Below are 20691 nucleotides of genomic sequence, written 5' to 3'. Positions count from 1 at the left end.
AGGTGATTTGATCCATGGCAGCACTGAATCCTATGCAGTTGACGATAGCCGTATTATCGCTGATAGCAGTGACTTTTTCAGAGCTTCCCTAGCTTTCCTACAGCGATTTTCTCAATATCCAGCAGGTCGTTAATAAGATGTGTCAGTCGCTGGCTATTTTTATGAGCAATATTGACCATTTGCATCACAGTATCCGGCACACTGCCTAGCGCCCCTGCTGAGACCATGCCTAATGCTCCAGAAATGGAGGTAAGGGGCGTACGCAGCTCATGGCTTACTGTGGCAATAAACTCATTTTTTAACTGCTCAACGCGTTTAGACTCGGAAATATCTTCAGCAATGCCTAAATAGCCTGTAATGCTACCCTGCTGATCGACAATGTTTGATATTACCAATTTGATGGGTAAACGCTCACCAGAGCGAGTGATATACGTCCACTCTCTTGAGTCCCGTTTCTCTGTAGCGGCCCAATGGGAAAATACTTCAAAGGGAGTTAGTGTATACCCTACACTCTTACTGATCTCGATTAATCGCTGCTCAACCTCATCAGCATCATGAAAAAGCGTGGGGCTATGCAGCCCAACAACATCTTCAGCTGCATAGCCCAACATATTTTCAGCCCCTCTATTGAACAGCTTAATAGTACCCTGAGTGTCAGTAACGATAATGGCAAAGTCAGACGCTGCATCCAGCACTGAGCTTAGTAGGTCATTGGTGCTGGCGAGTGCTTTCGTGCGCTGTTCCACTTCGCGCTCTAAATAGCTGTGAGTATGGCGAAGACGTTTAAACGCGCCACCAAGCTCCGCCGCCATCTCTTCTAATAAATTTGAAAGCTGTTGAAACTCTACGATGTGGCTGCGAGGTAGTTGTAACGTCTCGCTACTGCCTATCGTATGACTTAATGCCTGACCACTCTTACCCAGTCGCATCAGCGGCTGGGTAATCATACGACTTAATAGCTCTGCTGCTAAAACCCCTAGCCCTATTACTCCAGCTAACATTAAAAAAAGTATTGTGCGATAAGCTTCCATCGCTCAATGGTGGGTAGCGCAGGAGTTTCCAATATAATTTCGTTGACCCCAGCCACACCCTGTGCGGGCACGCGCAACGTGTAACGGCCTTGCGCAAAGCGGATCGCAGGATTCTCTAAGCCGCCAGGCAGCCACATATTAATGCGGCTATTGACAGGCACTACTTCATCTCCAGCCTCAAGAGTTAAAGAGTTAAGATCAACTACTTGGCTAATGAGCTCTCCTTCCTCATCCAGTAGGCCAACGCCAACATCGTTTCCATCGCGAACTCGGCCAATGTGATACATATAACGCTGATCAGCTTCAGGCTCAGATAATCTCTCAATCAACTCATTACTAAGGGCTGTCAGGGTTTGATCAACAAACGTCTGTTGGCCCTGCCGCATCGCATGGCCTTCATAGAGAATCAAAGGAATGCCCGTCATTAGGGTAACTGAAAGCAGTGCACAAAAGAGTAAATGACGCAGTCGCATTAACGCCCCCACTGTAGGCAGCCAGGTACATTTAGACAGACCGCAAACAATGATGACAGCACTGGCAATAACGGCGTTCAGCACACCATTTACTAGCTGTTTCATATAGACCAGCTGTGTTAATTCTTGGCTCCAGCCTAATAAATACTGAAAAAAGATAAAATCAAGAGGTGCCGCTACAACCGTCCAAAAAATTAGGCTGGCGACAATAAGGTTCTTAATTTTATGGTGATAAATCCAAGAAACTACGATGGCCTCTAATAAAAACACCACCACAGTGACCGGGTTTTGCCAAATAAGGTAGGTATAAAGCCCCGCCGTTATACCAACCAGAACAGCGGGCCAAGTGCCTAACCAGGCAATCGCCAACATCACAGCGACAGAGCCGAACACAAAATAGACGTTAAACAGCACTGAGAGCTGCAGCATATTGCCAATAATACCAAGCGCTAGCAGTGCTACTAGCAACCACAACCCTGTATACGCAGAGGAACCGCCAGGCCAGGTTAGGCGCTCAAGATTTCGCACGATTTTTTTCCTCTACCCAAGGAAACACGACATAAAACGTACTGCCCTTCCCTTCACAGGAAGTAAAACCGATAGTGCCGCCCACCTGTTCAGTGATCGCTTTGCTGATTGAAAGTCCCAAGCCTGTTCCTCCCTTCACACGGCGGTCACTGGCATCCGATTGTGAGAATTTTTGAAAAATTCTCGGCCTAAAGGCATCAGTTATACCACAGCCAGAATCTTTTACGTTGATACGGACTTTTTTTATCACACTCATCGCAAAAAATAACGACCTCACCTTTAAGCTGAGAGAATTTTGCAGCGTTGGAAAGCAAATTCGCCATAATTTGTTGAAAACGTAATGGGTCGACGTTTATTAAACGGTCTACAGCTAATGGCAACAAATTAAGCGTTACCCCATACTGAGAGGCGTAGGGCTGATTTTCTTGTATGGCCGCAGTGAGTAGAGTTGCCAACGAGTGAGGCTGACAAATGAAATTTAGCTTACCCGCCAGCAGCTTTTCAATATCTAGAAGATCATTGATAAGCCCTCCAAGGCGCTCGCTATTTTTAAGCGCCATTGTCAGCATTTGTTTCGTTTGCGTGGGAATTTCGCCAGTGGCACCACCCAGCACGAGTTTGAGCCCACCAGTTACTGCCGTGAGTGGCGTACGTAACTCATGGCTTACTGTAGAAACGAACTCACTTTTGAGTGCATCAACCCGCTGACGCTCTAGCGATGCGCCTATCCAACGGCTGAGCAATTTTAGGAATAACTTATCGGTTTCTGCGAAGGGTGCCCAAAGCGGGGTAGTTGATGAAAAGCTGACGGTACCAAAGAGCTGCTCAGGCAGAAGGATAGTACAGCCGATATAGGCTTCGAGGCCAAACGTATCATGGCATGGATGATTACAAAGGTTGCTTTGCCCAACATGATGGACCGCTAAAAACCCATCATTTTGAAGCGTCATATCACAGTAGGTATTGGCGAGTGGCAAACACTGACCTGCGCTAATAGTGATATCCTCTGGTGCAGTGACAGACACCACCTCAAAAATGCCGTTGTTGATACGACTGATAATCCCCATTTGCATTTGGAGATGGCGACAGCCCAACGCTAGGGAGGCCTGCAGTTGCTGAGCAAGGCTGAGCTCGTTCGATGTGCTGATTTCGTTAAGTGATGAAAGCGCCGCTACCAACCTCCGCTGTTGTTGTTCATCTTCCGCTAAGCGACTTCTAGCCTTAGTCACTCGTGACAGCTCATTCTCAAGACCCATTCGATTAATTTCATCTTCAGCGCAAGCCGCAAGATCAATCAACGCCTGGCGCTGGGCGTCGTCTAACCGCCGGGGCTTAGAGTCAATAATACACAGCGTGCCAACCCGAAATCCGTCTGATGTAGTGAGCGGTACACCGGCATAAAATCGAATACCACGACGCGCTGTCACTAGCACATTATCTGCAAAACGCGGATCTGCACTCGCATCCTCTATTTCAAAAATGCCTTCTTTTTGAATGGCATGAGCGCAAAAGGATTCTTGCCGACAGGTCTGGGTGAGCGAAAAGCCCTGGCGCGATTTAAACCACTGCCGCTCCTCATCCACTAATGAGACGAGCGCAATCTCTACCCCAAAAAGGTGCGTTGCAAGCCGAGTAATTCGATCAAATCGCTCCTCTGGTGGCGTATCTAAAATAGCTAAGCCGTGTAGCGCCTGAAGCCGAGCCTGCTCACTCTCCACCATGGTAAAACCTCGCGGGTTACAGACGCTAACGTAATAAACCGAGCGTAGCACTGCTAAGCTCGTTTAGTTAATGTCAATGTATGCATTTATTCAGCTGCTGTCGTTAGCTGTATCGATATTTCACATTTAAAACGGCTACCGTGCCAATATACGTTTAACTCTCCATGGAAAAGTGCTTATGACTAAGCCCCACATCATCTATATCACTGGCGGTGCCCAAGGAATTGGCCTTGGCATCGCCCACATGCTGCTGGCCGAAGGCCATCGCGTTGCCATCACCGACATCGACCAAGAAGCCCTAAGTGCGGCCGCTGAACGACTGCCCCGCCGTGAGAACCTGCTAACACTAATGGCGGATGCCAACAATGAAGCCCAGGTGGCGGCAAGCCTCGAAAAAACCGTCGGCCACTTTGGCCAGCTCAACGGCATCGTGTATAACGCAGGCATTGCGGACCCCTTCCATGGCCCGGTGGAGCAGCTCTCGCTAGAGACATGGCAGGCCTACTTAAACACTAACCTCACCGGTGCCTTTTTGTGCGCCAAACATGGGGCTGCTTATCTACGCCCGCACGGCGGCAGTATGGTGCTGATGGCCTCGTCACGCGCCATCCAATCCGAGCCGGATACCGAAGCCTACGCCGCTAGCAAAGGTGGCATTGTCGCGTTGACCCACGCGCTAGCGGTCAGCCTAGGCCCGGATATTCGCGTCAACGCCGTTAGCCCTGGCTGGATCGAGGTCGGCGACTGGCAAAAACCCAGCCGCCAGCAGCCGGTGGAGCACCGTGATATCGACCGCGAACAGCACCCGGCGGGGCGCGTGGGCACTCCTGAAGATATTGCCGCGCTCACCCGCTTTCTGCTCTCCAAAGAATCCGGCTTTATCACCGGGCAGAACTTTGTCGCCGACGGCGGGATGACGCGCAAAATGATTTACGCCGAGTAGCGGCACAGCCCATCAAAAAAGCCCATCAAAAAAGCCCATTAAAAAAGGCCATCCGTGGATGGCCTTTCGCTTTTCAAAAACGTACCGCTATGGCGTGACGATAATTTTCACCTGCGCCTTATCGCTCAGCAGCGCCTCAAAGCCCTCCTCCACGATATCCGCCAGCGGAATGCGTTGAGTGACCATATCCTCGGCGCGGAAGTAGCCCCGCTGCATCAGCGCCATCACCGCCGGATACACATGACGATAGGCAATAATGCCTTTCATGGTGCGCTCTTTAATCACCAAGTCGTTGGGGTGAAAGCTGGCCTCTCCCTCCCAAATACTCACCACCACCACTTCGCCGCCCTCGTGAGTGCTGTGCAGCGCTTGGTTGAGCACGGCGGGAATGCCGGTCACTTCGAAGGCCACGTCCACCCCACCGCCGCTCAAGGCGTGCAGTTTCTCCACCGCGTCCTCTTGCTGCGGGTCGACAACGATGGCTCCCAGCGCTTCGGCTTTGGCCTTACGGGATGCTGCGACTTCCACCGCATAAATCTGTGCAGCCCCTGCGGCTTTAAGCGCTTCGATGGTCATTAAGCCAATCGGCCCAGCACCAAACACCACGGCGCTATCCCCGGCTTTGAGGCTACTCTGGCGCACCGCATGCAGCGCGACCGCTGCAGGCTCGACCAGGGCACCCTGTTCAAAGCTGAGGTCATCCGGCAGCTTGTGTACCATGTGTTCACCCATCACGGTGAACTCCGAAAATCCGCCGCCACCGCCGGAGAGGCCGTGAAATCCGAGTAGCGGCGTCAGGTTGTAGCGCTCCATCTGGTAAGCGCCATCCTTGTTAGGTGAAAGTATCGGCTCAATGGCCACACGGTCGCCTACTTTCACCCGCGTCACTTTCTCACCAACCTCCACCACTTCACCCGCAAACTCATGGCCCATGATGATCGGTGCCTGCTCGCCGCTAATGGGGTGCGGTTTGCCTACCGGAATAAAAATCGGCCCGGCGGCGTATTCGTGTAAATCGCTGCCGCAAATACCGCAGGCGGCGACTTTTACTTTCACCGCATGGGGGTCGTTGATCGTCGGCACCGGCACGTGCTCAACGCGCAGATCTTTAGCGGCATACCACACCGCGGCCTGCATCTGTTGCTGATTCGTCGACTGACTCATAAGTATCCCTTCCTGTTAAGACGCATGCCCTTTAAGACGCATAGCTTTTAAGACGAATGATGAACCGGCTGCAGCCCATAGACAGGCGTTTCCAGCCCTTCCATACGAGCCTTTAACTGCAGCGCCAAATAGTGCGAGTAGTGCCGGGACTGGTGCAGGTTGCCGCCATGGAACCACAGCGCTTCCTGCTGGGTGGGCTTCCACATATTGCGCAGCTCGCCCTCCCAAGGGCCGGGGTCTTTGGTGGTATCGGAGCCTAAACCCCAGCATTTACCCACTTTATCGGCCACTTCCTGGGAGATAAGCCGTGCCGCCCAGCCGTTCATCGAGCCATAGCCGGTGGCGTAGACGATTAAATCAGCGTCCAGCTCGCTGCCGTCAGTGAGCGTGATGGAGTGCGGTTTAATACGCTCGATGCCAACACCGCTGCGCAGCTTGATATCGCCATTGGCGACCAGATCGCAGGCCCCCACATCGATGTAGTAACCCGAGCCACGGCGCAGGTACTTCAAAAACAGGCCAGACTCATCGTCACCGAAATCGAGCATAAATCCCGCGTCTTCTAGCTTTTGGTAAAACTCGGCGTCGCGCTTTTTAATCGCCTCAAACGCCGGACGCTGGAAATCGGGCAACACCTTATAAGGAATCGAGGCAAACAGCAGGTCGGCTTTTTCGTGGGTCAACCCGCCGGCTACCGCCTCTTCTGAGTAGAGCGGCCCCAGCACTTCTTCCATCAATGAGTCCGACTTGACGATATGGGTCGAGGAGCGCTGGAGCATGGTGACATCGGCATCGTGCTCCCAGAGCGCGGCGGCAATATCGTGGGCCGAGTTATTCGAGCCCACGATCACGCACTTTTTGCCCGCGTAAGCATCCGGCCCTGGGTGCTGGCTGGAGTGCTGCTGCTCGCCCTCGAAGCTCTCCGCGCCTGCAAACTTGGGCACGTTGGGCATACCGGACATCCCGGTAGCCATCACCAGCTGTTTCGGGCGTAGCGTGATCTCTTCGCCGTTGCGCTTCACGTTCACAACCCACTCGCCTGCGGCTTCATCGAAGCGTGCATTGTCGCAGGTCGTAGAACTCCAATAATTGAGCTCCATCACCTTTGTGTACATTTCCAGCCAATCGCCCACTTTGTCTTTCGGGGCAAACACCGGCCAGTTCTCCGGGAAGGGAATGTAAGGCAGGTGGTCGTACCATACTGGGTCGTGCAGGCAGAGGGATTTATAGCGCTTGCGCCAGGAGTCCCCCGCACGCTCGTTGCGCTCGATGATGATGGTGGGCACGCCCATCTGCTTTAGCCGAGCCCCCAGGCCAATACCGCCCTGGCCACCGCCAATGATCACGCAGTAAGGCTGGCGCGTGTAACCAAGCTCCGCTTCTTCCCGCTCGCGGGCTTCCAGCCAGGTTTCCCGCTGTTTATTGGCACCATGCTCGGCCCCTTTAGGGCGATGGTGGTTGCGCGGTTCGGGAAAATCGTCCAGCGCCTGCATGGTGGTCAGCAGTGTCCAGCACTTGCCGTTCTTCAACCGCAGGTAGCCTTTGCCAGTGGCAATGGCCGTTTTGAAGGTGAACCACGCCTCGACGGTATCGCCGTTTTCGCTGGCCTCGCCGTCAAGCTGCCACTGGGTGGGCTGAGTATTGGCCAGCGTAGCATCAAGCATGGCCTGGATTTCCTTCTGGCCTTCGCAGGTTTTTAGATTCCAGGTAAACGCCAGAAAGTCGCGCCAGTAGCATTCGTCGTTGAATAGCGTCAGCACGCGTTGGATATCGCGGGCCTGAAGCGCTTCATCAAACTCCTGTAGCCATGCGTTGACGGTGCTGGTGGCGTGGGATGGGGTTCTTACTTCTGTGTGAGTCATCGCGGGTACTCCAAGGTCGTTGTTATTGTTGAACTGTCGATAAGACACTCAACCCTAAGCACCCGCCGTGCCAAATGCGCCAAATAGGAAATAAGTTATTGAAAAATAAAATAAATTTAGCATCCACACACCACTATAAAACAGCGCAAGCCGCGTACACCTGTCACGCCGTGTGTACGGCCAACGTTACAGGTGTAACGCACGACTAACGGCGTAATACACCCTCGTTGACACCCACTACAAAGCGCATAGGCTGGAAGTACAACAATAATCGTGTGTGGATTCGCCATGCCAACGCCATTACTACCACCGACACGCTTGGCCTCCGTGCAGCGCCAGCATATCGAGCACATCTTCCAGCTCGGTGAAGGGCTGGATGCGCCGCAGCTTCCGGCGCAGGCCACCATCCGCCGATCTTGGCTGCGCTGCCTCAATGAGTACCAACTCGACCCCACGCAGCCGCGCCCTGCCCGGGTGGTGCCCCAGCAAACCTTGATCGAGCACCGGGAATCCGTCGATGAGCTGCTGCACGTTGCCCGCGCCGGGGTCGAGCAGCTTTACGGGCAAATCGCCCAGTTGGGCTATGTGCTGCTGCTCACCGACCATCGCGGCATTACCGTCGAATTTCGCGGCAACCCCAATCAAGACCAGCAGCTACGCAAAGCGGGCCTCTATTTAGGTGCCGACTGGGACGAGCGCTTCGCGGGCACCTGTGCGGTCGGCACCTGCCTGCACGATCGCCAAGCGATCATTTGCCACCGCCAGGAACACTTCGACGCCACGCATATTTCGCTTACCTGCACCGCCGCCCCCATCGCCGACCCGCAAGGCAACGTGATGGCCGTGCTGGATATCTCTGCGCTGCAATCGCCCACCCAGCATGAGAGCCAGAACTTCAGCCTCTCGCTGGTGACGCTCTACGCCCGCATGATCGAAGACGCCTACTTCCTGCAGCGCTACCGCGACTGCCTAATGGTGCGCTTAGATACCTCGCGGGAGTTTGTGCATGTGAACGGGCGGGGCCTTATCGCCATTGAAGAGAACGGCCAGGTGATTGCCGCCAACGCCGTTGGCCGCGAACTGATCAGTGCGCACCAACAGCGCTGGCCGCCGTGGTCTGCCCAACACGCACCGATGCTCAGCGAACTGTTTGAGTGCGAAATTGCCGATGTGCTAAGCATCAATAGCGCGACCAACGACCAGCTACGGGCGTTTCGCGCCCGCGCCAGCAACGCCATCTACTTTATTAGCCTGCTGGAGCCGCGCAGGCCGCGCATCGCGCCACTCGGTAATCCCGCCTCCTCGCTGCCAACAGCGCTAGAACGGTTGGGGGCCGACGACCCCGCCATACGCAAAGTGCAGAAATTGGCCGAACGGCTGCGTAACGAAGCCAGTGTCAACGTGCTGATCAGCGGTGAAACTGGCACCGGCAAAGAAGTGGTTGCCCGTGCGCTGCACGACAGCGGCAACCGCGCCAAAGGCCCCTTTGTGGCGGTGAACTGTGCAGCGATTCCCGAAGCGCTGATTGAGAGCGAACTGTTCGGCTATGAACCCGGCGCGTTTACCGGCGGGCGGGCAAAAGGCATGCGCGGGCTGATCCCCCAGGCCCACGGCGGCACGCTGTTTTTAGATGAGATCGGCGATATGCCGCTGGCGCTGCAAACCCGCCTTCTGCGGGTACTGGCCGAGCGGGAAGTGATGCCGCTGGGGGCGAACAAACCGGAAAAAGTCGACATTCGAGTAATCACCGCTACCCACCGCCACATCGATACCATGATTGCGCAGGGCGAGTTTCGTGAAGACCTCTACTACCGCCTGAACGGAGCCCAGCTGCGCTTACCACCGCTGCGCGAACGCGCCGATAAGCTCTACGTGATTCGCCAAGTATTCAGCGATGTGGTGAGCGAACGCGGCGGAAGCTCCGCCCCTCGGCTGCGGGCCGACGCCATCAGCGCCCTACTCGCCTACGCCTGGCCCGGCAATATTCGTCAGCTAAAAAACGCCCTGGCGTTTGCACTCGCTACCGCCGAGAGCGATGAAATCACCGTTTACGACCTGCCTGAACAGTGCCTAAGCCAACGCATTACTCGTACACCTGCGATAACCGCGCCTGAAAGCGAGGCCACTGATTGCCACCTTGTGACACGGCTGCAGCAACACCAATGGAACATTAGCGCCGTGGCACGCGAGCTGGGGGTTTCACGGCCAACGGTGTATCGGCAAATGCAGCGCCAAGGCATCGTACCGCCGAATAAGGCCTGAGAGCGGACGGCGCTTGGCCTGGGCGGTCAGCCTCACGTACACTTGTTTGAATCTAATAGTCACCACGCTTCCAATAAGCCGAGGCCCACTATGGCGTTTGATTCCACTTCTTCGTATATCGCAACCAATGCGCTTAAACAGGCGGTGAATGCTGCCGTGGTGCTTGAGCGCCCGCTGCTGATCAAAGGCGAGCCAGGCACCGGCAAAACCTTATTAGCAGAAGAGCTGGCAGAATCCCTCGGCACCAAGCTGATCACTTGGCACATCAAATCCAGCACCAAAGCCGCTCAAGGGCTGTATGAGTACGATGCGGTGAGCCGCCTGCGGGATTCACAGCTAGGCGTAGAAGGTGTTGAAAACGTCGCTAACTACATCAAGCCCGGCAAACTGTGGGAAGCGTTTACCGCTGATGAGCGAGTGGTCCTGCTGATCGATGAAATCGACAAGGCGGATATCGAATTCCCCAACGACCTGCTCCAAGAGCTGGACCGTATGGAGTTCCACGTCTACGAAACCGGTGAAACCATCCGCGCCGAAAAGCGCCCCATCATCGTCATCACCTCCAACAACGAAAAAGAGCTGCCGGATGCCTTTCTGCGCCGCTGCTTTTTCCACTACATCGAATTCCCCGACCGCGAGACCATGCAGGCGATTGTTGATGTTCACTTCCCGAACATTGCCCCAAAACTGGTCAGCGAAGCATTGGAGGTTTTCTTTGACCTGCGCAGCGCTCCAGGGCTGAAGAAAAAGCCCTCAACCTCAGAGCTGGTCGACTGGCTTAAGCTGCTGATGGCCGACGAGCTGGCGCAAGAAGCGCTCTACCATCGCGACCCCGCCAAAGCGCTGCCGCCCATGGCCGGTGCGCTGGTCAAAAACGAGCAGGATACCCACCTGCTTGAACGCTTGGCCTTTATGATGCGTCGCCAGAAGAACAGCGGGCGCTAAGCCATGTTTATCGGCTTATTTGAAACCCTCAAGCGCGCGGGCGTACCTGTTTCACTGCGGGAGCTGCTAGATCTTCATGCCGTGGTCGAGCGGGGCGTGGTATTTGCCGACATGGAGGCGTTTTATCAGGTGGCGCGTACGGTGATGGTCAAAGATGAGCGCCACTTTGACCGCTTCGATCGCGCCTTTGCCGCTTGGTTTAAGGGCCTTGAGGACATGGACGCCGCCATCGAAGCGCTGATTCCCGATGAGTGGCTGCGCCGCGAGTTCGAAAAACAGCTCACCGATGAAGAGAAGGCCAAGATCGAGTCTCTCGGTGGCTTAGAGGAACTCATCGAGACCTTTAAGAAACGCCTGGAGGAGCAGAAAGAGCGCCACGCGGGCGGCAATAAGTGGATTGGTACCGGCGGCACCAGCCCGTTTGGGGCTTACGGCTACAACCCAGAAGGCATTCGCATCGGGCAGGATGGCTCACGCCACCGCCGCGCTACTAAGGTGTGGGATGAGCGGCGCTTTCGGGATTACGATGACTCACTGGAGCTGGGCACCCGCAATATCAAAATGGCCCTGCGGCGGCTGCGCAAATTCGCCCGCCAAGGGGCGTTAGAAGAGTTCGACGTGGATAGCACCATCCGTGAAACCGCCAGGGATGCCGGGCTACTCAACGTGCAGATGCGCCCAGAGCGCCACAACGCGGTGAAGGTGCTGCTGTTTCTGGACGTGGGTGGTTCGATGGATGACCACATTCGCGTCTGTGAAGAGCTCTTTTCGGCGGCTCGCTCCGAGTTTAAGCACCTAGAGCATTTCTACTTTCATAACTGCCTGTATGAAGGCGTGTGGAAAAACAACCAACGCCGTGGCAACGAACGCATCCCCACCATGGATGTGCTGCACACCTACGGCGCCGATTACCAAGTGGTGATCGTAGGTGACGCTGCCATGTCCCCTTACGAGGTCACGCACCGCGGCGGCAGCGTCGAGCACTTTAACGACGAAGCCGGCGGTGTGTGGCTAAAAAGGCTGGCCGACAAATTCCCCCGTTTGGCTTGGCTTAACCCGATGCCTCCCAGGGCTTGGGAATATACCTACTCGACCACGCTCATCCGTGAACTCATCGATGACCGTATGTACCCGATGACGCTGGAAGGGCTGGAAACCGCTATGCGCGAATTGGCGAAGTAGCGTTGGCCTAGACAGCAACAGTAGCAAAACCAGCAACAAAAACGGCGCACCCAGTGGGTGCGCCGTTGCGCATGTTGCAACGCCTAAATGGCTATGCCATGCGCGTCATAATGCTGTGGTTAGTCAGCCTGCGGTGCAATACCGCCATCGCGATATGGCCTACTACCAGTGCTAACAGCGCCCAACCCAGCTTGCCATGTAACAAGCCGCCCAAGTTAGTCATCCACTCGATGCGCTCGCCACCGCCCGACATCAGATGAATGCCCAATACATCCAGCGAGCGGCCCGAGCCATACTGGCGAATCAGTGCAATCGCAGGCACGGCAATCATCAACCCGTACAGCGCTAAGTGGCCAAGCTTCGCCATTACGCTCACCGCTGGCGGACGCCGTGACGCATTTATCAGCGCCCAAACAGCGCGAATCACAACGAGTGCCATTAGCACAACACCCACTTGGCTATGGGTACCCCAAAGAAAGCCTTCAATCGCCGTATCTTCTAACAACACCCTGGCGGCTGCGCTACAAAATTGCCACACAAACAGCAGCACCATTCCCCAATGCAATGACCGACTCACCAATCCATAACGCATAGAGCTGTCCATCACTGTTAGCGCCATCTACTGTTCCTCTTAACCAACGTTGAACGATGGCACTATTTTACCCAGCACCGCTCACCGGATCATGACAACAGCATGGAAGTTGGTTGCAAAAAATGGAACGTCGCGTTGCCTTAAAGCGTCGCAGGCACGTTATTGATCCCGGTTAAAAATGCCTCTTTAGCCTGAGCAAACGCAGCCGCATCGTGTTTAAAACGACGCAAAATCAGCGCTTCATCCAGTGCTAACGTGGGCGATAGCGCCTCAAGGCTCTTGGCAGGATGGCGCGCCGACAGCCCAATATGCTGGCCGTTATTCGCCGCTAGCCAGCGTTTGAAGCCACACTGCTGATAGAACGTTTTCTCTTTTTCATCCTGAATATCAATGCGCAGCGGTGCTTTAAGGCTTAACTCACTGAGTAAACGCGCTTTAGCGCCCTCTGCAAACTCGCAGGCATGGGTCACGGTCATGCCCTGGCCCGCTTCATCAAGCACCAGCAGGGCTAGCGCCAGCGGCTTGCCCGCACCGTCCACACCCGCCAAAAGGCGTGCGCCTTCTTGGGCAAACAGCACATTTTTAGTACCGGTAAACACTACCAGCGGCGTTAGGCCTGCCTGCTGGCCATACACCTCAGCACATAGCTTGGCCAAACACGCATCACGCGGCTCACTCTGACTTACATGGACTACCTTCATAACGCTCTCTCGTTGCGTTCGTTCACCCCGCCACTTCCCTACCTGACAACAAGCGCTGGCGAGCTATAAAAGCCCGCCAGCGTAGAGCAAAGCGCGTGATGACACCAGTTTAACTGGGAGATTTCGCCATTGAACGGGAGGCGACAAGCTGCGTTGTCAGTACGATACTTCCTAACCCAATACCCAATAAATCTGTCATCCAGCCACCGGCGATCATCGCCAGCGCTGCTAATAGAAGAATCAGGCGCTGCAAAACATTCGCGCGTCCGCTCATAAAGTAGCCTTGTACCGCCGCCGCCAGCAGGTAAATCCCAATGCTCGCCGTGATCACTACCCGAAGGATTTCCCACCAGTGACCATCCATCAACAGCGCAGGGCTGTAGAAGAACATAAATGGAACAATAAACGCAGATAGCCCGAACTTAAACGACGTCATGGCAGTTTTGAGAGGATCCGTATTGGCAATGGCAGAGGCTGCATAGCCTGCCAAGGCCACTGGCGGGGTAATCGCAGAGAGCACGGCATAATAAAAAACAAAGAAATGGGCCACTAGCGGCGGAATACCAATTTGCTGCAATCCGGGCGCTACCACGGAAGCCGCGACGGCATAGGCGGCTGTCGTAGGCATGCCCATTCCCAGCAAAATAGAAATACACATGGCGAAAAAGAGCGCTAGGAAGTGGCTGGCATCGGCAATGCCTAGCAGCATTGAAGCAAACCGCGCGCCAACGCCCGTTAATGAGATCACCCCTACAATAATGCCCGCACAGGCACATACGGCAATCAATGGAACCGCCATACGGGCACCCAAGGAAAGCGCATTAAGCAAGGCTTTAGGTCCCATCCAGTGAGGAGTGAACCAAGAAACCACCGCTGCACTGATCATGGCCAACGTGCCCGCACGAATGACGGAGTAGCCCATAAATAGCGTGCCAACCAGAATGATGATGGGTAAAAACAGGTAGACCTGCTTCACCATATCTTTAAATACGGGCAGTTGGTCTTTTGCCAAGCCCTGCATGCCATCTCGACGGGCCTCCAGATCCACCATCAAATAAATAGATAGAAAATAGAGCCCGGCAGGGATTAAAGCGGCAATGGCGATATCGGTATAAGGAATACCTGTAATCTCAGCCATAATAAAGGCACCAGCGCCCATAATGGGCGGTACGATTTGTCCGCCCGTAGACGCGGCCGCCTCAATCCCCCCTGCGCTGCGCGGGTGATACCCCACACGCTTCATGAGCGGAATGGTCAGCGAACCAGTGGCTACCACGTTGCCCGCAGACGTTCCGTTGATCATTCCCATTAAACCAGATGCAAAGACGGCTACTTTGGCAGGCCCACCACGGGAGCGCCCCGCTGCAGCAAAGGCAAAATTGACAAAGTAGTCACCCACTTTGGACGCTTGTAAAAATGCGGCAAAGGTAATAAATAGAATGATATACGTCGATGACACCGCCGTTGTCGGGCCAAGAATCCCATTGTCGGTATAGAGATAGGAGAAGAAGCGCGGTGCGCCATAGCCCTGATGCTCAAGAATGCCAGGCAGTAACGGTCCAGCAAACGCATACACCAAAAACACCCCGGTGATGACAATCAATGCTAGCCCTGCTACACGACGCGTTAACTCCATAATCAACGCAACACCAACAACGGACACAAGCAGTTCCGTTTGGCCCACTAATGGCATACCTGCCACCATACGCCAGCGATCAATGACAAAGATTAAGTAAGTAGCGACCAAAATAGAAGCCACCATCAACATCCAATCAGCCCAGTGAATATGTTTATCATCACTGCGCCACGCCCAACTGCTGAGAAGTGCACCGGACGTCGCTATGACTAATGCCCAGCTAAGGTGATATAAGGGCGCGGTCACTGACGCAACTTCCTGCATATCTCGCAACCACCAGGCATATACCATGCATAGCGCTGCGTAACCAAGAGCAGTACCACTGACAACTAACGCTAGCCACTCAGTGGCTGAACGTCGAGGAACCTGGGTGTCACGTTCAAGCGTCGCGGCGGCGGTTAAAGCAAACCCCACTACCAAGCCCCCAGCAACGTGAAGTATCCGAAATGTCCACGTCTCGATGGGCGAGACATTCAAGGCATATAGGTGCATTGAGGTAAACAAAACACACGCAAGGAAAATAATGCTGCCGGTCATCCCGGACAGCAGCCGTTCGTTATGGGCAACGGGCACATCCGACACACTATCGGTGCGGATGATGGGCTGCACTTCTGGAGTATTGTTACTCATGCTGTCCTACCTTCTAGGCCGACTGAGCCTGGGGATGAAGGCGTGCGGGTTATACCCGCACGCAATATGCCGTGTTAATTAACCTTTCAATTCTTCGTCAATCTCTACGCCATTCTCTTCAAACCAACGGACAGCTCCTGGGTGCCAGGGAATAAAAGCGTTGTGCTCAGCGTTTTCGGGAAGCGTTTCTACGGCCGCTCCATGCACCTGCATCATACGGTCGTTATTCTCCATGACAGCCTTCGTCACTTCATACACCAGCGAATCAGGCATATCTTTATGCGTAATGGCAACGTTCCACAGCGATACCGCAGAGGTATCCTCTTCTAAGCTGCTATAAATAGAGGCAGGTATCACGGAAGCAGATAGCTCAGGGAATTGCTCTGCAAACACGGCGATTTCATCGGGGGAAAACGAGAAAATATTGACATCAGCCTGGGCTTCTAGCTGACTAAATGCAGACACCGGCATGCCAGAAGCAAAGGCAAACGCATCTAGCAATCCATCCTGTACCTGCCCCGCCTGATCGGCTGCTCCGGCATTACGTGTCTCGACGTCCAAACCTAGTGCATCGAACAGCTGGGGATAATACAGATCTCCGGTTCCGCCAGCAGGGCCAATCCCCACCGTTTTACCATCTAAATCAGCGATGGACTCAATCCCGGAGCTTTCCAGAGCAATGACCTGTAAGGCTGTCTGGTACATCGGAAATACTGCACGAATGTCAGTGTGCTCGACACCTGGAGCCAGGGCACTTTCACCAACCCAAGCTTGGTAAGCAGGCCCCATGGTCACCATCCCGAACTCGTGTTCACCCATTTGCACTAGCGTGACGTTTTGGACTGGCCCACCGGTAACCTCTGCTCCGAAATTGGCGCCAGTAGCTTCGCTGGCTATATTTCCCCAACCCGAGCCATAGATGTAATAGGTCGCACCTTGGCTACCGGTACCAATAGTGAGACTATTCGGCCAGTCGCTACGGTCATCGGCGAGGGTGCTGCCCGCAACGGCGGTGAATAATGCACTTGTAAAAAGTGTTGTGAACGTTTTCATAGGAATACTCCATCAATATTGTTGTTGTCACTGTTGCTATGAATGCTGCGTTCGTTAAATAGAGAAGAATCAAGCCATCATGAGTTAGCGTGAGAAAACACCTCCTTGGGTAGGTTGCTTAAGTGATTCACCTTCATTAAGCGCGCCAACGATTCACAGCGATCTTCAATCAGCTTGGCGCTCTGGGCGATGGCATCGGCAAGTAAGACAGGGCCGTCTACCAGTGAAAACGCAGCGGTGACACCCATTTGATAGGCGTTCTGCCAGCCAGTACCCAAACCGCCTGCCAGCACCACAACGGGCACGCCCTGAATAGCCGCTGCTTTAGAGACGCCGATAGGCGTTTTCCCTGCAAGGCTCTGCCCGTCTAACTGCCCTTCTCCCGTCACCACCCAATCGCACTCGTTTAAAAGGAGAGCAAATTGGCTGTGCTTCATCACAAGCTCGATACCGGGCGTTAGCTCAGCATTCAGCGCAACCTGGGCGACAAAGCCCATTCCCCCGGCCGCGCCCGCACCAGGAAAATCGACCAATGGTTTATCCAGCGCCAGACAAAGACACCGTGCAAAGTTCGCTAATGCGAGATCCAACCTTGTGACCGAGCCTGCCGCGACTCCTTTTTGTGGCCCAAAGATTGCGGTGGCCCCGTCTTGACCGAGCAAAGGGTTACTAACATCCACAGCCGCAGTAAATGACACGCTGGCAAGCCTGGGGTCTAGCGCATCCAGCGCCACGCGCTGAACCCTTTCAAGTGCGGCGGCTCCCAAAGGTAGGCAGTGGCCCTCTGCATCCAGAAGCTGTGCGCCTAGGGCCGTCAACATGCCTGCACCGGCGTCGTTGGTAGCGCTTCCTCCTAACGTCAGCACAATATGCTGGACCTGTTTATCCAGCGCTGCGCGGATAAGCTGGCCAACGCCAAAGGTGCTAGCACACTCCACAGCACCTGGCTTGCTCGCCATATCAGCGCATAACCCACTTGCCTGCGCCAGTTCAATAAATGCCGTCGCATTCTGCTCATCCCACCCCCAAGCCGCCTGATGCTCACGACCATATGCATCAATTACAGAAAGCGTTTGCCGCGTGGCATGACCGCTGACTAACAGAACATCCAATGTCCCTTCTCCGCCATCAGCAAGCGGGCATTGAGTAATCTGAGCATCGGGGCAGCCGCGCTTGAAACCACGCGCCATGGCTGCAGCGGCTTCAGTCGCGCTAAGCGATCCTTTATAGCTATCTGGCGCTATCAAGATGTTCATTACGATTGCTTACGCCTGGCTTTCAATATCAGAACAAATAGCGAGAGTGACATCGTGGGTAGTAGCCGTACCTCCAAGATCCTTGGTCTGTAATCCTGAAGCCGTTAGACGCTCAATGGCTGCCATAAGACGCTCAGCGGCTAACTGTTCGCCCAGATGCTCCAGCATCATGACAGCGGTCCAGAAAGAACCTACAGGGTTAGCTATGCCCTGCCCCGCAATGTCAAAGGCAGAACCGTGGATGGGCTCAAACATCGAGGGGAACTGACGTTCTGGATTAAGGTTTGCAGTGGGCGCAATCCCCAGACTGCCTGAAAGTGCAGCGGCTAAATCAGAAAGAATATCGGCGTGCAAATTAGTCGCCACCACCACGTCTAGCGTGTCGGGCTTCAACACCATGCGCGTGGTCACCGCATCTACCAACTCGCGGTCAATAGAAACATCGGGATACTCTTTAGCGACTTCAAAGAAAACCTCATCCCACAGCACCATACCGTGGCGTTGAGCATTAGATTTAGTAACCAGAGTAAGCTGTTTACGGGGCCGACTTTGGGCCATCTCGAAGGCAAAACGGTGGATACGCTCAATACCTTTGCGAGAGAAAATCGACACTTCTGTCGCTACTTCATCCGGTAGCCCACGGTGAACGCGACCACCATTACCTGAGTACTCACCCTCGCTGTTTTCACGAATAATCACCCAGTCAATCTTGTCAGCATGCTGTAACCGGCTGTTGACTCCCGGTAATACACGCGCAGGACGAACATTGGCGTATTGGTCAAAACCCTGACAAATAGCTAACCGCAGCTCCCAAAGTGAAATATGGTCGGGTACTTGCTGGCTGCCCACTGCACCAAAGTAAATGGCATCAAACGTCGCTAATTTTTCTAGGCCGCCCTCGGGAATATACTGGCCTTGATCCAGATAGCGCTGGGAACTCCAGTCAAACTCTTCGAAATTAAAGGCGAAATCACCGCTTTTCTTCGCCAACGCTTCAAGCACTTTTTTACCAGCGCCAATCACTTCTGTACCGATACCATCACCAGGGATGACTGCCACGTTATGTGTACGCATTGGATGCTCCTGCTTGTTAAGGGCTTATTGCTAGGGACTGAACGCATCCTAGGTGACATCATAAGAATTCGGCAATAAACTCAGAGTTAATTTAGATATAACCTAAGAGTTAATAATGAGCAGCGTATCTGAACTCGATTTTTTTATTTTACTTTGCGCGGAAGGCAGTATTTCAAACGCTGCGAAAGCGCTGGATATTTCTTCGGCGGCGGCTAGCAAACGACTAGCTCAAATTGAAAAAAACATGGGTTGTCAGCTAGTTATTCGATCTACAAGAGCTATGAGCCTCACCAGCAGCGGGCAGCTATATCTTGAATATGCACAGAAAATTAGCCGTGAAATGGAGACGATGCGACGTGCGATCCGCCAGCAGAGCACTGGCGCAGAAGGGACCATACGGATTAATGCACCGTTTGGATTTGGACGAAAGTATATGGCAGATGCCATCTCACAGTTTGTGCGTGACTATCCACAAATTGACTGCCAGCTCTATTTAACGGATCACCCGGTAAATCTCATTGAGCGCTCATTTGATGTGTGCATCCGTTTTGGCAACTTACCTGACTCCACGCTGCACGCCCGTAAATTGGTCACCCACCAACGGTGGCTATGTGCGGCTCCTCGCTATTTAAAAAAAGCGGGCACCCCTGAACATCCACGTGAGCTTGCTCAGCATAACTGTTTATTTTTACGTCAAAACGATGACACCTATGGCAACTGGACGTTTATTAAAGAGAACGAGCATCACCACGTCAAAGTGGCTGGTTCGCTAAGCGCTAACGATGGTGAAACCGTTTTACACTGGACACTGCAAGGGATGGGCGTGACGGTTCGGGCAGAGTGGGATGTTGTGAAACATTTGAAAAGCGGCAAGCTGATTCGCTTACTGCCTGACTACGCTTTACCTAACGCTGATATTTATGCGGTTTATCCTTACAGCCAATACACGCCGATTCGAGTGCGGTTGCTCATTGATTTTTTAGCGGAGTATTTGCGCAAACCATTGGATTTTTAACTGTTACTCATTATTGAACGACTACAAAAGTAACGAGTCAGAAGCAATTAGGCCGCTTTATTTGAGCCTTAATGCCAAGGAGAGCACATGACACAGTTCATCAACGACCCTACCCTGCCCAAACCGGGTTTTCCGGGTAGCCATATGGTAGTTGACGACCACTATATGTTTATTTCTGGCCTTACAGTGGATGACCTTTCCAATGGCAGCGCCTCCCGTGGCGATGTCAAAGAGGAGACCCGCCTAGTGATGCGCGAACTCGCGCGCATGCTAGAGCAAGAAGGTGGCAGTCTTGCGGACGTGGTTCGCGTGGATGTTCACCTCACTGACCTAAAACAGATCAATGCGCTAGACAGCATCTACGCCGAATTTTTTGAGCCAGGGCGCTACCCAGCGCGTACTTGTACTGAATCCCCCCACATTTGCGGTGGCAGTACCGTGGAGATCACGTTGATGGCGCAGCGCGCCAAGCAATAACGCTTCCTGTTTTGTTGCTATCACTTGAACACAAAAAGCCACTTAAGTGGCTCAGACTGCTGACAAAGCCCTGGCCCTTCGGCCAGGGTTTTGCTTTGATAAGCGTATCGTTTTTAGTGGTGGCCGATATGCTCAAAGACCCTTCC

At 53.8% G+C, this 20691-nt stretch carries 18 protein-coding genes; 6 read left to right on the top strand and 12 right to left on the bottom strand.

From position 1 onward, the window contains the following. Window positions 1-77: 77 nt before the first annotated feature. From ACIGG6_RS17950 to ACIGG6_RS17935, 4 genes are read right to left on the bottom strand one after another with little or no spacing between them, the layout of a single operon-like run. Window positions 78-1031, bottom strand: a complete 954-nt coding sequence (locus tag ACIGG6_RS17950; protein ID WP_399846441.1) for a PAS domain S-box protein — start codon at window positions 1029-1031, stop codon at window positions 78-80. Further along, window positions 1001-2032, bottom strand: a complete 1032-nt coding sequence (locus tag ACIGG6_RS17945; protein WP_399846439.1) for a hypothetical protein — start codon at window positions 2030-2032, stop codon at window positions 1001-1003. The genes ACIGG6_RS17950 and ACIGG6_RS17945 overlap by 31 nt, the downstream gene beginning before the upstream one ends. Then, on the bottom strand, window positions 2019-2288 hold the full coding sequence (locus ACIGG6_RS17940; protein ID WP_399846437.1) for an ATP-binding protein: 270 nt from the start codon (window positions 2286-2288) through the stop codon (window positions 2019-2021). The genes ACIGG6_RS17945 and ACIGG6_RS17940 overlap by 14 nt, the downstream gene beginning before the upstream one ends. Then, a complete protein-coding gene (locus ACIGG6_RS17935) occupies window positions 2230-3753 on the bottom strand; it encodes a GAF domain-containing protein (protein ID WP_399846435.1) in 1524 nt (507 codons plus the stop codon). The genes ACIGG6_RS17940 and ACIGG6_RS17935 overlap by 59 nt, the downstream gene beginning before the upstream one ends. Before the next feature lie 178 nt (window positions 3754-3931). On the opposite strand from ACIGG6_RS17935, the gene ACIGG6_RS17930 reads away from it, so the two are divergent. Beyond that, complete coding sequence (locus tag ACIGG6_RS17930; protein WP_399846432.1) at window positions 3932-4696, top strand: SDR family oxidoreductase; 765 nt, start codon at window positions 3932-3934, stop codon at window positions 4694-4696. A gap of 87 nt (window positions 4697-4783) precedes the next feature. On the opposite strand, the gene ACIGG6_RS17925 is transcribed toward ACIGG6_RS17930, so the two are convergent. Together ACIGG6_RS17925 and ACIGG6_RS17920 are read right to left on the bottom strand one after the other, a co-directional pair. Further along, window positions 4784-5860, bottom strand: coding sequence for a 2,3-butanediol dehydrogenase (locus ACIGG6_RS17925; RefSeq protein ID WP_399846431.1), 1077 nt, complete (start codon window positions 5858-5860; stop codon window positions 4784-4786). Between the two features lie 47 nt (window positions 5861-5907). After that, entirely contained in the window at window positions 5908-7722 is a 1815-nt protein-coding gene (locus ACIGG6_RS17920) for an NAD(P)/FAD-dependent oxidoreductase (protein ID WP_399846428.1), read from the bottom strand. 288 nt (window positions 7723-8010) lie between these two features. Here ACIGG6_RS17920 and ACIGG6_RS17915 point away from each other — a divergent pair, with 288 nt between their 5' ends. The 3 genes from ACIGG6_RS17915 (at window position 8011) to ACIGG6_RS17905 (ending at window position 12111) form a co-directional block, all read left to right on the top strand. Further along, entirely contained in the window at window positions 8011-9984 is a 1974-nt protein-coding gene (locus ACIGG6_RS17915; protein WP_399846426.1) for a sigma-54-dependent Fis family transcriptional regulator, read from the top strand. A 90-nt stretch (window positions 9985-10074) separates the two neighbouring features. Beyond that, complete coding sequence (locus ACIGG6_RS17910; RefSeq protein WP_044630414.1) at window positions 10075-10929, top strand: AAA family ATPase; 855 nt, start codon at window positions 10075-10077, stop codon at window positions 10927-10929. Window positions 10930-10932: 3 nt separating this feature from the next. Further along, window positions 10933-12111, top strand: coding sequence for a VWA domain-containing protein (locus tag ACIGG6_RS17905; RefSeq protein WP_399846423.1), 1179 nt, complete (start codon window positions 10933-10935; stop codon window positions 12109-12111). A gap of 91 nt (window positions 12112-12202) precedes the next feature. Here the strand turns inward: ACIGG6_RS17905 and ACIGG6_RS17900 are convergent, their stop codons facing one another. The 6 genes from ACIGG6_RS17900 to ACIGG6_RS17875 all read right to left on the bottom strand — a co-directional run bounded on the left by ACIGG6_RS17900 (window position 12203) and on the right by ACIGG6_RS17875 (window position 19053). Beyond that, window positions 12203-12730, bottom strand: coding sequence for a cytochrome b (locus tag ACIGG6_RS17900; RefSeq protein ID WP_399846421.1), 528 nt, complete (start codon window positions 12728-12730; stop codon window positions 12203-12205). 113 nt (window positions 12731-12843) lie between these two features. Beyond that, window positions 12844-13404 carry a hypothetical protein gene (locus tag ACIGG6_RS17895; RefSeq protein ID WP_399846419.1) on the bottom strand — a complete coding sequence of 187 codons (561 nt, stop codon included), beginning with the start codon at window positions 13402-13404 and terminating at the stop codon, window positions 12844-12846. Window positions 13405-13513: 109 nt separating this feature from the next. Further along, window positions 13514-15670, bottom strand: coding sequence for a TRAP transporter permease (locus ACIGG6_RS17890; RefSeq protein ID WP_399846416.1), 2157 nt, complete (start codon window positions 15668-15670; stop codon window positions 13514-13516). 78 nt (window positions 15671-15748) lie between these two features. Next, on the bottom strand, window positions 15749-16723 hold the full coding sequence (locus ACIGG6_RS17885; protein ID WP_253506749.1) for a TAXI family TRAP transporter solute-binding subunit: 975 nt from the start codon (window positions 16721-16723) through the stop codon (window positions 15749-15751). 77 nt (window positions 16724-16800) lie between these two features. After that, window positions 16801-17979, bottom strand: a complete 1179-nt coding sequence (locus ACIGG6_RS17880) for a glycerate kinase (RefSeq protein WP_399846414.1) — start codon at window positions 17977-17979, stop codon at window positions 16801-16803. Window positions 17980-17988: 9 nt separating this feature from the next. Further along, entirely contained in the window at window positions 17989-19053 is a 1065-nt protein-coding gene (locus tag ACIGG6_RS17875) for a tartrate dehydrogenase (protein ID WP_253507180.1), read from the bottom strand. 115 nt (window positions 19054-19168) lie between these two features. On the opposite strand from ACIGG6_RS17875, the gene ACIGG6_RS17870 reads away from it, so the two are divergent. Together ACIGG6_RS17870 and ACIGG6_RS17865 are read left to right on the top strand one after the other, a co-directional pair. Beyond that, entirely contained in the window at window positions 19169-20068 is a 900-nt protein-coding gene (locus ACIGG6_RS17870) for a LysR substrate-binding domain-containing protein (protein WP_083023465.1), read from the top strand. Between the two features lie 87 nt (window positions 20069-20155). Beyond that, window positions 20156-20545 (top strand): RidA family protein, encoded by a 390-nt coding sequence (locus ACIGG6_RS17865; protein ID WP_399846412.1) that lies wholly within the window; start codon window positions 20156-20158, stop codon window positions 20543-20545. Window positions 20546-20691: the final 146 nt, after the last annotated feature.

It is taken from the genome of Vreelandella lionensis, assembly GCF_044543515.1.
Lineage (GTDB): Bacteria > Pseudomonadota > Gammaproteobacteria > Pseudomonadales > Halomonadaceae > Vreelandella > Vreelandella lionensis.
The sequence above is the reverse complement of the archived record's forward strand: the minus strand, read 5'-3'. Positions and strand labels throughout refer to the sequence as shown.